Origin of the sequence: Pseudomonas sp. PSE14 (assembly GCF_029203285.1) — a bacterium.
Classification (GTDB): domain Bacteria; phylum Pseudomonadota; class Gammaproteobacteria; order Pseudomonadales; family Pseudomonadaceae; genus Pseudomonas.
Window position 1 is genome coordinate 2,975,562 of sequence record NZ_CP115669.1, and the last position, 13,799, is coordinate 2,989,360.

Sequence of the window (13,799 nt, forward strand, 5' to 3'; positions counted from 1 at the left end):
CCGAGGGACCGCGGCGGGCGGATCGCTTACAGCGTGCGGGCGATGATTTCCTTCATGATTTCGTTGGAGCCGCCGAAGATCTTGCTCACCCGCGAGTTCACGAACTGACGCGCGATCGGGTACTCGATCATGTAGCCGTAGCCACCGTGCAGTTGCAGGCACTCGTCGATGATTTCGCAATTGCGCTGGGTGGCCCACCACTTGGCCATGGCCGCCGTTTCGGCATCCAGTTCGCCGTTGAGCACCTTGACCATGCAGTCGTCGATGAAGGTACGGGCGATGGTGTAGGTGGTCCGCATCTCGGCGAGCTTGAAGCGGGTGTTCTGCATATCCAGCAGCGACTGGCCGAATACCTTGCGGTTGCGCACGTACTCGACGGTGTCGTTCAGCGCGCGCTCCATGCTGCCCAGCGCGCCGAGGGCGATGATCATGCGCTCCTGCGGCAGCTGCTGCATGAGCTGGATGAAGCCCTTGCCCTCCTCCGGGCCCAGCAGGTTTTCCTGCGGTACGCGCACGTCGTCGAAGAACAGCTCGGCGGTGTCCTGGGCCTTCTGGCCGATCTTCTCGAGGATCCGGCCACGACGGAATCCGGGCAGGTCCTGGGTCTCGACCACGATGATCGAGGTGCCCTTGGCGCCCTTCTCCGGGTCGGTCTTGGTCACCACCAGGATCAGGTCGGCGTGGTAGCCGTTGGTGATGAAGGTCTTCGAACCGTTGATGACGTAGTCGCTGCCATCCTTCACGGCGCGGCACTTGATGCTCTTTAGGTCGGAACCGGCACCCGGCTCGGACATGGCGATGGCGCCGACCAGCTCGCCGCTGGCCATCTTCGGCAGCCACTTGAGCTTCTGCGCCTCGCTGGCATAGCGCAGGATGTAGTGGGCAACGATGCCGCTGTGCACGTTGGTGCCCAGGCTGGCGGTCACCTGGCGGCTTTGCTCCAGGGTCAGAATGGCGTCGTGGGCGAAGTTGCCGCCCATGCCGCCGTACTCCTCGGGAATGCTCAACAGCAGCATTCCGCACTGGCCGGCGCGCAGCCAGGTTTCACGGTCGACGTGCTGCTGCTTGGCCCAACGCTCTTCGTGGGGCACCTGTTCTTCGGCGACGAAGCGCCGCACGGATTCCTGGAAGATGTTCAGGTCTTCAGTGATCCAGGGGGATTTGTAGGCACTCATGGGGCATTCCTCAGGAGACGCTTGCATCGGGTATCGGACGTGCAGCCGTGCGATACCGAGGAGGTACCGCAGGGCGCTTGACGGAGGGGCTTAGAAGTTGCCGCCGGGGCCGCCGCCGCAGTAGATGGTCTGGCCGGAGCAGTAGTTGGATTCCGGCAGGCAGAACAGCACCACGGCACCGGCAGCCTCTTCCGCCTTGCCCGGACGGCCGAGGGGAATGGTGGTGCTGAGCGCGTCGAGACGGGCCTTCTGCACGCCGACCCGGATCTCGCGACCCTCGATGTTGACGGTCTTGCTGTCTTCGCCGGCCAGCGCCTGGGTCAGGCGGGTATCGATCACCCCGAAGGCCACCGCGTTGACGTTGACCTTGTAGCGGCCCCACTCCTTGGCCAGCGCCTTGGTCATGCCGAGGATGCCGGCCTTGGCCGAGGAGTAGTTGGCCTGCCCGGCGTTGCCCCCGGCGGCGCCGGAGGAGATGTTGACCACCTTGCGCAGGACCTCGCGGCCCTCGGCGGCGTCTTTCTTGGCCAGCTCGCTGAGGATCGGCTGGGCAGCGCGCAGGATGCGGAACGGTGCGGTCAGGTGGCAGTCGATGATGGCGCCCCACTGCTCGTCGGACATCTTCTGGATCACGTTGTCCCAGGTGAAACCGGCGTTGTTGACGATGATGTCGACGCTGCCGAAGTTGTCCATGGCGGTTTTCAGGAAACGATCGGCGAAATCGGTTGCGGTGACGCTGCCGATGCAGGCGATCGCATCGCCACCGGCGGCGCGGATGTCGGCGACGGTTTGTTCCGCCGGCTCCTGGTCCAGGTCATTGATGACCACCCGTGCACCCAGCGCGGCAAGCTGCAGCGCGACTTCACGGCCGATGCCGCGGCCGGAGCCGGTGATCAGGGCGACTTTGCCGTCGAGTTTCTTGTTCATTGCGTTCTCCTGTTTCAGGCGTCCAGGGCCACTACGGCTTCGCCGGACAATTTGATTTCACCCGCCTGGTTGCGGGTGGTGATTTCCACGCGTACGGTGCCGGCGGCTTCGTCCTTCTCCAGAACGCGGCCGGAGCAGGTGATGGCGTCGCCCAGGTGGGTAATGGCGGCGAAGCGCACGGAGAATCCGCGCAGGCGCTCCTGCGGCACCCAGTTGGTCAGTAGCCGGCCCAGGTAGGCCATGGACAGCATCCCGTGGGCGAACACGTCCGGCATGCCCGCCTTCTTCGCGAAGTCGATGTCGACGTGGATCGGGTTGTGGTCCCCCGAGGCGCCGCAGTACAGCGCCAGGGTGGTGCGATTCACCGGCTCGGTGGTGAAGCTCGGCAGTTCGTCGCCGACGGCAATTGCATTCAGGTTCACGCTCGGCTCCTCGTTAGTTGCGTACGACCAGGCTGTTGCGCAGTTCCGCCACCAGCTCGCCTGCGCCGTTGGTGACGCGGGTCTCGCGCACCACGAACTCCAGGGCGCCGCCCTTCTTGTCGTAGATGTCGACGATCTTTGTCTCGAAGGACAGGCGCTCGCCGGCAAAGGCCATGCGGTGGTAGGTGAAGCTCTGCTCGGCATGCAGGATGCGACCGAGGTCGATGTTCAGGCGCTTGAGCACCGAACCCGAACCGCCGGCTTCCATGTCCAGGCAGAAGAGAAAGGTCGGCGGCACGGGCAGGCCGGGGTAGCCGGCGTCACGGGCGGCGGTCTCGTCGCTGTAACGCGCATCCGCCTGGCCGGTGGCTTTGGCGAAGAAGCGCAGGCGCCCCGCCTCGACCAATTGCGTATGGCTGGAAACCACCGCGCCGATATGGCTCTTGTCGATCATGCTCGCGTCTCCCGGATCACTGGCGCTGGAACAGGGTGACGACGCAGGCGCCGCCCAGGCCCAGGTTGTGCTGCAGGGCGAAGCGCGCGCCGTCCACCTGGGTGGAGTCAGCGGTGCCGCGCAGCTGACGGGTCAGCTCGAAGCACTGGGCGAGGCCGGTGGCACCCAGCGGATGGCCCTTGGACAGCAGGCCGCCGGAGGGATTGGTGACGATGCGACCACCGTAGGTGTTGTCGCCGTCGAGGATGAACTTCTCGGCGGTGCCTTCGGGGGTCAGCATCAGCCCTTCGTAGGTGATCAGTTCGTTGGCGGTGAAGCAGTCGTGCAGCTCCACTACCTGGATGTCCTGCGGACCCACGCCGGCCTTTTCGTACACGGCGGCAGCAGCGTTGCGAGTCATGTCGTAGCCAACGACCTTGCGCATGTCACCTTCGTCGAAGGTGCTGTTGCGGTCAGTGGTCATGGCCTGGGCGGCGATCACCACGTCGGTGCGCAGGCCATGCTTCTTCGCGAAGGCCTCGGAGCAGACGATGGCGGCGGCCGCGCCGCAGGTCGGCGGGCAGCACTGCAGGCGAGTCAGCGGATCGAAGATCATCGGCGAAGCCATGACTTCCTCGACGCTCACCACGTTGCGGAATACCGCCAGCGGGTTGCGCGCGGCGTGCTGGCTGGCCTTGACGCGGATGCGGGCGAAGGTCTCGCGGCTGATGCCGTACTCCTTCATGTAGGCACGCCCGGCGCCGCCGAAGAACTGTGCGGCACGCGGCGCCTGCTCGTCGAAGCCCTGCACCTGCTGCATGGTCTTGGCAAAGCGGTCCATCGGACCGGTGCGGTCGGTATAGGCGCCTTTCAGCGCGCCGGGGACCATCTGCTCGAAACCCACGGCGATAGCGCATTCCACCGCCCCGCTCTCGACCGCCTGGCGCGCCAGGAACAGTGCGGTGGAGCCTGTGGCGCAGTTGTTGTTGACGTTGATCACCGGGATGCCGGTGAGGCCCACGCCGTACACCGCGGCCTGGCCGCAGGTGGAATCGCCGTAGACATAGCCGACGTAGGCCTGTTGCACCAGGGCGTAATCGACGCCGGCATCGGCCAGCGCGGCCTTGGCCGCGTTGGCGCCCATGATGTGGTATTCGTCGCTGGCGCCAGGCTTGGTGAAGGGGATCATGCCGACCCCGGCCACCACTACTTTGTTATTCATGTCGTTCTCCTTGGGGATGCTTCGTGCAGCGCGCCATCAGTTGACGGCACGTTTCTGGTCTTTCCAGTAGGGAGCGCGCAGGTCGCGCTTGAGGACCTTGCCGGCCGCCGAAAGCGGTAGCGCAGTCACGAACTCGACGGTTTTCGGGCACTTGTAGCCGGCGATGTGCTGGGTGCAGTGGGCGCGGATGTCGTCGGCGCAGACGTCGCTGCCTTCGCGCAGCACCACTACCGCGTGCACCGCCTCGCCCCAACGCTCATGGGGGATGCCGATCACCGCGCAGCTCTGCACGGCCGGGTGGCGGGCCACCACGTTCTCGACCTCGGCGGAATACACGTTCTCGCCGCCGGTGACGATCATGTCCTTCAGGCGATCGACGATGAACAGGAAGCCGCGCTCGTCCATGTAGGCACCGTCGCCGGTGTGCAGCCAGCCATTGCGCAAGGTCCTGGCGGTCTCTTCCGGGCGATTCCAGTAGCCAAGCATGACGTTGGGCCCGCAGACGATGACCTCGCCGACCGTGCCGCGGGGCACCTCGTTGCCGTCCTCGTCCACCACCTTGACCAGGCCGCCATAGCCGCCGCGCCCAGCGCTGCGCACCAGCCCGCTGGCGATACCTTCGGCCTCATGGGTCCACTCCGGGCTGATGGAGATCACCGGCGAGGACTCGGTCATGCCATAGGCCTGCATGAATGCCACGCCCGGAAGTTTCGCCAGTGCCTGTTCCAGCACGGGCAGGGAAATCGGCGAGGCGCCGTAGGCCATGCGCTTGAGGCAGCTCAGGTCATGGCGTTCGAAATCCGGATGGTTGATCACCGCCTGCAACATGGTCGGCACCAGCAGCATTTCGTTGATGCGTTCGCGCTCGATGGTCTGGATCACTTCCAGCGCATCGAACATCGGGATGAAGACGTTGACGTCGCCGCTGATGACCTGACTGAGGCAGCGCGCCATCGCAGCGGTGTGGAACATCGGGGCCGCGTGCAGGGTCCGGGAGTTTTCCTCTGTCGGAAACTCGGCAAGACGCGCCACGGCGGAGGACCAGAGGTTCATGTGCGACTGCATCACGCCCTTGGGCAAACCGGTGGTGCCACCGGTGTACATGATCGAAGCCAGGTCGTTGCCACCACGCATGGCATCGGCGACTGGCTCGTGGCGGGCGATCAGGCCCTCGAAGGAGTGCATGCCCTCGGGCGCCTCGCCGTCACCAACGTGGACCAGCAGTGGGGCGCACTTGGCGCCGGCGCGAATGCCTTCGGCCAGGTGCAGGAAATGGTCGTCGATCAGCAGGATCTCGGTCTGGCAGTCGTCCAGGGAGTAGACGATCTCGGGCACACTCCAGCGGATGTTCACCGGGTTGAGCACGCCGCCACCCCACCAGGTGGCCAGCATGTACTCCAGGTAACGGTCGGAATTCAGGGCCAGCATGCCGACCCGGTCGCCGCTGCGCATACCCAGCGCCTGCAAGGCCGCAGCCAGGCGCGAGACGCGTTCACCCTGCTCGCGGAAGGTCCTCGTACGACCGCGGAAGATGGTCGCGACGTGGTCGGGGTCCTGCTGCAGCATGCGCTGCAGGCCTTGGGTGAGGTACATGGCAGGTCTCCAATGGATGTTGTTCTTGTGGGTTCGATACTAGGGAGCGCCGCCGGCGACGGCGTCGGTCGAAGGGATGAAGCTGCGGTGGTTTGGCGGGTGGTTCGAATGAACTAGAAGCTGGGAGTCGGACGGCGTCGGGTGGTTCGCGAGCAAGCTCGCTCCTACGAAGAGCGGCCCGGCGCATGCCTGTAGGAGCGAGCTTGCTCGCGAACCCGCCAATGACGTCGGCCTTGTCGGCGGATCGCGGATAAAATCCACTCCTACGGGTTTAGCTCTGCACGGCTTTCGTAGGAGCGAACGCCCCAGCGGCGCAATGAAAAAGGGCCGGACGTCCGAAGCCGCCCGGCCCTCCCCCGTACAACCCTGTCTCAGCTCGCCAGCACTTCCCCCAGCGAAGCCGCGCGGCCCGGCTCCATGCTGGTCCGGTCGGCCAGCACCAGATCGGCGCACTTCTCGCCGATCATGATGGTCGGCGCGTTGGTGTTGCCGCCCACCTGCAGCGGGATTACCGAAGCATCCGCCACCCGCAGCCCCTGCACACCCCGCACACGCAGCTGCGGGTCGACCACCGAGTGCTCGTCGCCGCCCATCCGGCAACTACCCACCGGGTGGTAAACGTTGTCGCAATGCTCGCGGATCATTTGCTTGACCGCCTCGTCGTCGCTGCCGTCGAACTTCAGGTGACCATGGAACAGCGGCCGTCCACCGAAGCGCGCGAGCACCGGCTGTTCGAGTATCTCGTGCACCAGCTTGACGCCCTTGAGCATGGTGGCCATGTCGCGCTCGTCCTTCAGCAGGTTCAGCTCGATCTGCGGGGCATCGCGCATGTCGGCGCTGGCCAGGCGGATCTGCCCGCGACTGTGCGGACGCAGCACGCAGACATGGACGGAATAGCCGCTGCCGTAGTGGAAGGTGCGCCCATGGTTGTCGCCGGAGGACATCACGAAGTGCAACTGGATGTCCGGATCCGCCAGGGCGGGATCAGTCTTGAGGAAGGCGCCGGCCTCGGTGAAGGTGCGGGTGAACAGGCCACCGCGCTCGCGCTTGTACTTGCGCCACTGCCACAGGTAGCTGAGCGCACCGCGAACGGTCACGCCGAACAGGTCGGTGCTGAAGATGCGCTTGTGCAGGATCAGGTCCGGGTGTTCCTGCAGGTTCTGCCCTACCTCGGGCGCATCGTGCAGCGGGGTGATGCCCATCTGGCGCAGATGCGCGGCCGGGCCGACTCCGGAGACCATCAGCAGCTGTGGTGATATCAGGGAGCCGGCGCAGACGATCACTTCCTGCGACGCGTGCAGCGCCAGTTCCTTGCCCTCTCGCTCCACCAGCACGCCGGTTGCCCGCTTGTCCTGAAACAGGATGCGCAATGCCCGGGTGCCCGTAAGCACATGCAGGTTGGCGCGGCCGCCACTGTGCGCCGCATCGTCGGCCTTGCCGCGGTGCAGGTAGGCACGCGCCGCGTTCCAGCGCTCGCCGTTGAACTGGGTGACCTGGAAGTACCCTACCCCCTCCTGCCGCGGTCCGTTGAAGTCGTGGTTGTACGGGTGGCCGGCAGTAGCCGCCGCCTCGATGAAGTGCCGCGCCCAGGAGCACGGCGAACGGGGATCGGTCACATGCAGCGGGCCGCTGCCGCCGTGCAGTTCGTCATCACGGCCGGCGACGCGCTCGTTGTTCTCGGCGCGCTTGAAGTACGGCAGCACCTCCTTCCAGCTCCAGCCCTCGCAACCCAGGCGCGCCCAGCCGTCGTAGTCCGACGGAGTGCCGCGCAGGTACAGCATGCCGTTGATCGACGAGCTGCCGCCCAGTCCCCGGCCGCGCGGGAGGTAACTCGCGCGCCCGGCCAGGCTCGGCTGTGCGGTGCTTTCGTAGGCGTAGTTGTAGTCACACTTGCGCGGGATGGTCAGTGCCAGGCCCACTGGCACCGTGACCTTGCCGTGGTGATCATGGCCGCCGGTTTCCAGCAGCGCCACCGTGCAGCCGGCGTCCGCCAGGCGGCTCGCCACGGCGCATCCGGCCGAGCCCGCGCCGACCACGATGTAATCGAATAGCCGTTCCATCTTTTTCACCTTTCTTGTTGTTGAGGACGGGGCGCGGGTCAGATGATTCCGGCGCTCTTCAAACTGGCAATGCGCGCGTCCGGCACGCCCCAGTCACGCAGCACGGCTTCGCTCTGCGGCTCACCCTGAGGCAGGGTCGGGGTTGCCGCCGGCGTGCGGCTGAAGCGCGGAGCCGGCGCGGGCTGGAGCACACCACCGAGTTCCAGGTAGGTACCGCGCGCTCGGTTGTGCGGGTGTTCGGCGGCCTCGGCCCAGTCCAGCACCGGGGCAAAGCAGGCATCGCTTCCTTCCAGCAGCTCGCACCATTGGGCGCGGCTGCGCTGGAGGAACAACGCGGTGAGCTTCGCCTTGAGTTCCGGCCACTGGCGCTTGTCCATCTGCTGCTGGAAGTGCGGATCGTCGATGCCGCAGCGCTGCAGCAGCTCGGCATAGAACTGCGGCTCGATGGCGCCCAGGGCGATGTACTGGCCGTCGGCGCACTGGTAGGTGTCGTAGAAATGCGCACCACCATCGAGCAGGCTGACGCCACGCTCGTCACTGAGCCGGCCGGCGGCGCGGAAGCCGTACATCATGGCCGAGAGCAGCGCGGTGCCGTCGGTCATGGCCGCATCCACCACCTGGCCGTGCCCGGACTGCCTTGCTTCCAGCAGCGCGCAGAGCAGCCCGAAGGCGAGCAGCATGCCACCACCACCGAAGTCACCGATGTAGTTATGCGGCACCACTGGCTTCTCGCCGGGCCGGCCGATGGCGTGCAGCGCGCCGGCCAGGGCGATGTAGTTGATGTCATGGCCCGCAGCCTGGGCCAGCGGACCCTCCTGGCCCCAGCCGGTCATGCGGCCGTAGACCAGTTTCGGATTGCGCTGCAGGCACGGCTCCGGACCCAGGCCGAGGCGCTCCATCACACCGGGGCGGAAACCCTCGATCAGGGCATCGGTGCCTTCCACCAGTTGCAGCAGGGTTTCGACGCCTTCGGCCTGGCGCAGGTCCAGGGATATGGCGCGGCGGCCACGGCTAAGCACGTCGAAGCGCGCTCGCTCGCCCAAGGCCTGGCCGGGGCGTTGCACGCGGATGACCTCGGCGCCCATGTCGGCCAGCAGCATGGCGCAGAACGGCGCGGGCCCCAGGCCAACCATTTCGATTAACTTCATTCCCGTCAGCGGGCCCGCCATCGCATCGCTCCTGTCTGGCTGCGCAATCACCGGATCATCCGGCGGCTACCCAGCGTAGCGGCGCGCCATCAGCCAACAATGGTTCGAAGGGACGAAAGTCCCGGCTAGTTCTTCGGGCGACTGGCGTGCCTCAAACTTCGCTTAGTTCGAATGGACGACTGCGTCTCTTGCGCCGCCCGTGGCAAGATGCCGTACTTGAGAACAACAAATAAGCCGGAGGTGGCGCCCCAGAGCCGCCAACCGACCGGCCAGCGGAGTCATCATGTCTGCCCAAGTCCATCCGCCGCGCATCCTGGCGAGCAAGTTCGCCGTACCTGTGGCTGCCAGTACCCACCTGCTCCGACAGCACCTGCTGGACCAGATGGAACAGGCCGATGCCGCGCGCCTGATCCTCGTCCGTGCCGCCGCTGGTTTCGGCAAGACCACCCTGCTGCAGCAGTACCGCGAGCGCTGCCTGGCCACCGGCCGCCAGGCGCTCTGGCTCAACCTCGACGCCGCCGACAACGACCTGCTGCGCTTCGTCGCACACCTGTCCACCGGCCTGCGCCAGCTGGACGGTGCCGCGCCCATCGAGGAGCCGGGGCGCACGCAAGCGATGCAGGACCTGCTGGAAGAGTTGTCCGACCGCACCCTGCCCTTCGCCCTGCTGTTCGACGAGTTCGAGGCCGTGCACAACCCGGCGGTGCTCAGCTTCGTCCAGCAACTGATCGACGCCCTGCCCTCCTGCGGCGTACTGCTGATTGCTTCGCGGGCGACGCCGGACATCGGCCTGGGCCGCATCCGCGCCCGCGGCCAACTGCTGGAGATAAACCCTGCCGCGCTGCGCTTCTCCATCGAAGAGGCGACCCGCTTCATCCGCGACAAACGCCAGTTGCCGCTGCGCGACAACGAGATCGCCACCCTGCACCGCTGCACCGAGGGCTGGATCACCGCCATCTACCTGGCGAGCCTGTCACTGCAAGGTCGGACCGACCACGCGGCGTTCGTCGCCAGCTTCTCCGGCAGCAACCTGGAGCTGGCCGAATACCTGGCCGAAGACATCCTCGCCCGGCAGAATGACGAATGCCGCGACTTTCTCCTGCAGACCAGCGTGCTCGACCAGCTCAGCGCGCCGCTGTGCGACGCCGTCACCGGCCAGGGCAACGGGCAGGCCATGCTCGCCTATCTGGAACGCGCCAACCTGTTCATCTTCCCGGCGGACAACGAGCACCAGTGGTTCCGCTACCACAGCCTGTTCTCCAGTTACCTGCGCGATGCCCTGGAACGCCGCCAGCCGGGCCGAGCCATCGAACTGCACCGTACCGCGGCGCAGTGGTACCTGGCCCAGCAACGTCCGGTGCCGGCCATCGACCATCTGTTGCGCGCCGGCGCCCGCGAGGATGCCACCCGCCACCTGGCCCGGCATATCGCCGACTTCATGGACGTCGGCCGCTCGCGCCTGCTGCTGCGCTGGCTGGACCAGATACCCGCCGAGGTGCTCAAGGACTACCCGACCCTGTGTCTGGGCTATTCCTGGACCCTCGCCCTGCACCGCCGCTACGCCGACGCCCTGCGCAGCATCGGCCTGCTCAAGCGCGATACGGCCGACGGCGAACAGCCGGTAGCGCTGGAAGCGGAGACCATCCGCTGCCTGCTGCTGGCGCTCACCGACCAGGTCGAGGAATGCTGCGAGGCGGGCCTCGCCCATATCCAGCGCATACCTGACGACGAACAATTCCAGTACGGCGTGATCGCCAACTCCCTGGCCTACAGCCTGGTTTCCACCGGCCGCTACGAGGAGGCGCGGCGCCTGCTGTCGCGGGCCATCCTGCGCTGCTCGCAAAGCCGCACCGAGTCCATGGGCAGCGTCGCCAGTTGCATCGAAGGCGTGCTGGACATGATCCAGGGCCGCCTGGGCAATGCCGTGGCGCGCCTCCAGGCGGCCGCGCAGCGGCAATCAGAAGGCGGAGTGGAGAAAGTCCTGGCCGGGCGCCCGTCGCTGGAAATCACGCTGTCCACGGCGCTCTACGAAACCGATGCACTGGAAGAAGTGGCACAACTGCTCGGCGAAGTGCTGCCCACCGCCAAGGAAAGCAGCCCGCCGGATTCGCTGATCTCCTCCCACGTGCTGCTGGCACGCATCGCCCTGCTGCACGGCGACCGCGACAGCTGGCTGCGCCATCTGGCCGACCTGGAACAGATCGGCCAACAGGCCGGCTCGGCGCGGGCGATCTGCTCGGCCTGGCTGGAGCGCGCACGCATCGCCACCCTGGAGAACCGCCTGGACGCGGCCGCGCAGTCGCTGCGCTACGCCGAGCTGCACGGCGACTGGGAGCGCCCTGGCATCCTGTTCAACGGCAACAACGTCGACACACCGAGTATCGCCCGCCTGCGCCTGCGCATCGCCCAGGGTGACTACGCCGAGCCGGAGCGGCTGCTGAGTGAAGCCATGGCCACCGCCCAACAGCGTCAGCAGCATCGCCGCGAACTCAAGCTGCGCCTGCTCCATGCCCTTGCGCTGGACGGCCTTGGCCGGAGCGAGGCAGCGTTCGAAGAACTGACCGAGGCACTGCGTTTCGCCAGTCACGAAGGCTTCCTGCGAACCTTCCTCGACGAAGGCCAGAGCCTGGGCGCCCTGCTGCAACGCTGGGCCGTACCCTGCCAGGCGCAGAGCCGCGCCCTGGGCATCGAACCGCGCTTCCTGGCGACCCTGCTGCAACGCTTCGCCGGCACCGGCGAAACCCAGACGGCGGGCACGGCAGCGGGGGCCGGCGGTGACGCCCTGACCAGCCGCGAGATCCAGGTAATCCGCCTGCTGGCCGCCGGCCATCGGAACAAGGTGATCGCCGAGAAGATGTTCCTCTCCGAATTCACCGTGAAATCGCACCTGCGCAACATCAACGCCAAGCTGGGGGCGCAGGGACGAACCGAAGCGGTGGCAATTGCGCGGGCGCGGGGACTACTGGATTGAGGCCGCTGTCGTAGGGTGTACAACCGTTCGCGGTTGTACACCGATACGCCAGGTCCATCAGTTGGCGCATTGGCCGAGCCTGAAGACAGATGCTCAGCTTGAAGTCCGTCTGGCCGGAACCAAAGTCAAACGGCGTATGACGCAGAACGTCATGCGCCCTGCGTTCCCATCGCTGCTCTCGTAGGAGCAACTGTCTTCTACCGGGTTAATCCCTGCCTGCGCTTCCCCCTCACCCCAGCCCTCTCCCTCAGGGAGAGGGAGCCGTCCGTGCCGGCTGACACTACGGTTTCATCCTGCACCGAATAGTCCCCTCTCCCGCTTGCGGGAGAGGGTTAGGGTGAGGGGCCCTTGATCTTGTAGGAGCGGATCTTATCCGCGAAAGGCCCGACACCACGCGGCCCTGGTGTGAAGCCGATCAGTTGCCTAGCGCAGCACCGACGAAATCCTGCAACTGGCGACGGACCAGCGCCAGGTCAATGTGCGCCGGGTTGAGCAGGTACTGCAACATCACCCCGCGCATGGCACCCAGGACCAGCGCGGCCCCGGCGGCCGGGTCGATCTGCGCGCGGATCTCGCCCTTCTCGATGCCATGCCGGACCTGCCCGGCCAGATAGTCGACCACCTGCGCGTTGTACTCGCCGAGCACTTCGGCGGTGTCCGAATCCTCGGTCACCGCCTCGGCCATCAGTGCCAGCAGGCAGCGGTTGTTCAGCCACTCGTCCTCGTCCGGCGAAAGATAGACGCCCACGAAGCCGATCAGCGTCTGCAGGCCACGAGCGAAGCGCGGCGCAGCGCGCACCTGGTCCATGAAGCAGGCATTGGCGTGCCCCGCCAGGGCTCGCAACAGCTCGGCCTTGGTGCCGAAATGATGGGTCGCCAGGCCACGGCTGTAGCCCGCCTCGATACCCACCTCGGCCAGGGTCATGCCGGCCCAGCCCTTGCGCGCCACGATGCGCCGTGCCGCCTCGAGCATGCGTTGCTCGGCTTCGCTGCGGCGCTCCTGCTGGGTGCGCCGCTGCGGCGCCGGTTTCGCTGCGGGGGTTTGCATGGGGGAAAACTACCTCATCTGCCCGTGAATCGTGGCTCGCGCCGTTCGGCCATGGCCAGGGTGCCCTCGGCGAAGTCATCGCTGCGGATCTGCCAAGCCTGCTCGTCGGCCTCGCGCTCGACCGCCCGTTCGACCTGCTCGGCCAGCCCCTGGCGCAGGGTTTCCCGGGTCGACATCAGCGACAGCGGCGCGCACAGGGCGATCTCGCGCGCCAGGGCGAGCGCAGCTTGCCGTTCCTCGCCGGCCGGCGCAAGTACGTCGGCCAGCCCGATGCGCACTGCTTCGGCACCATCGATACGACGCCCGGTTGCCAGCAGCAGGGCCGCCTGCTGCTGGCCGAGCAGGCGCGGCAGTGTGACGGAAAGACCGAAACCGGGATGAATGCCCAGGCGATTGAAGTTCGCCGAGAAGCGCGCCCGTTCGCTGGTCACGCGGAAGTCGGCGAACAGCGCAAGGCCCAGTCCACCGCCGACGGCCGCGCCCTCCACCACGCAGATCACCGGCTTGCGCACGCGGAACAGCCGCACCGCGAAGCGATACAGGCGTCGCGGGAACTCCGGGTCGCGCTGTTCATCGCCGGAGAAGTCGGCGCCGGCGCAGAACACCTTGCCCTGCGCCTGCAGCACGGTGACCCGGCATTGCTCCAGGTTATCGAGGTAATCGAAGGCGGCGGCCAGGTCCTCGATCAGCTCCTTGTCGAAATAGTTGTAGGGCGGGCGGCTGAACTCCAGCACGGCGATATGGCCCTGCAACTCCAGGGACAGACCGCGCCCCGGGGTGAATCCTGGCGTCACTGGCAT

At 66.5% G+C, this 13,799-nt stretch carries 11 protein-coding genes; 1 reads left to right on the forward strand and 10 read right to left on the reverse strand.

Going from position 1 to position 13,799, the window contains the following annotated elements; all coding sequences use genetic code 11:
* Positions 1–26 precede the first annotated feature (26 nt).
* The 8 genes from O6P39_RS13675 to O6P39_RS13710 form a co-directional block, all read right to left on the reverse strand.
* Entirely contained in the window at positions 27–1,175 is a 1,149-nt protein-coding gene (locus O6P39_RS13675; RefSeq protein WP_275611855.1) for an acyl-CoA dehydrogenase family protein, read from the reverse strand.
* A gap of 90 nt (positions 1,176–1,265) precedes the next feature.
* The gene (locus tag O6P39_RS13680) at positions 1,266–2,102 is read right to left on the reverse strand and encodes an SDR family NAD(P)-dependent oxidoreductase (RefSeq protein ID WP_275611856.1); all 837 of its coding nucleotides are present in this window, start codon (positions 2,100–2,102) and stop codon (positions 1,266–1,268) included.
* Between the two features lie 14 nt (positions 2,103–2,116).
* Positions 2,117–2,524: a MaoC family dehydratase gene (locus tag O6P39_RS13685; protein WP_275611857.1), complete on the reverse strand. Its 408-nt coding sequence runs from the start codon at positions 2,522–2,524 to the stop codon at positions 2,117–2,119.
* 13 nt (positions 2,525–2,537) lie between these two features.
* Entirely contained in the window at positions 2,538–2,978 is a 441-nt protein-coding gene (locus O6P39_RS13690) for a MaoC family dehydratase N-terminal domain-containing protein (RefSeq protein WP_275611858.1), read from the reverse strand.
* A 16-nt stretch (positions 2,979–2,994) separates the two neighbouring features.
* Positions 2,995–4,179 carry a lipid-transfer protein gene (locus tag O6P39_RS13695; RefSeq protein ID WP_275611859.1) on the reverse strand — a complete coding sequence of 395 codons (1,185 nt, stop codon included), beginning with the start codon at positions 4,177–4,179 and terminating at the stop codon, positions 2,995–2,997.
* Between the two features lie 36 nt (positions 4,180–4,215).
* Entirely contained in the window at positions 4,216–5,772 is a 1,557-nt protein-coding gene (locus O6P39_RS13700; protein ID WP_275611860.1) for a long-chain fatty acid--CoA ligase, read from the reverse strand.
* Positions 5,773–6,143: 371 nt separating this feature from the next.
* Entirely contained in the window at positions 6,144–7,832 is a 1,689-nt protein-coding gene (locus O6P39_RS13705) for a GMC family oxidoreductase N-terminal domain-containing protein (protein ID WP_275611861.1), read from the reverse strand.
* 38 nt (positions 7,833–7,870) lie between these two features.
* Positions 7,871–8,980, reverse strand: a complete 1,110-nt coding sequence (locus tag O6P39_RS13710) for a CaiB/BaiF CoA-transferase family protein (protein WP_345774673.1) — start codon at positions 8,978–8,980, stop codon at positions 7,871–7,873.
* 283 nt (positions 8,981–9,263) lie between these two features.
* On the opposite strand from O6P39_RS13710, the gene O6P39_RS13715 reads away from it, so the two are divergent.
* The gene (locus tag O6P39_RS13715; RefSeq protein WP_275611863.1) at positions 9,264–11,951 is read left to right on the forward strand and encodes a LuxR C-terminal-related transcriptional regulator; all 2,688 of its coding nucleotides are present in this window, start codon (positions 9,264–9,266) and stop codon (positions 11,949–11,951) included.
* A 415-nt stretch (positions 11,952–12,366) separates the two neighbouring features.
* On the opposite strand, the gene O6P39_RS13720 is transcribed toward O6P39_RS13715, so the two are convergent.
* The gene (locus O6P39_RS13720) at positions 12,367–12,999 is read right to left on the reverse strand and encodes a TetR/AcrR family transcriptional regulator (RefSeq protein ID WP_275611864.1); all 633 of its coding nucleotides are present in this window, start codon (positions 12,997–12,999) and stop codon (positions 12,367–12,369) included.
* Between the two features lie 14 nt (positions 13,000–13,013).
* A complete protein-coding gene (locus O6P39_RS13725) occupies positions 13,014–13,799 on the reverse strand; it encodes an enoyl-CoA hydratase/isomerase family protein (protein ID WP_275611865.1) in 786 nt (261 codons plus the stop codon).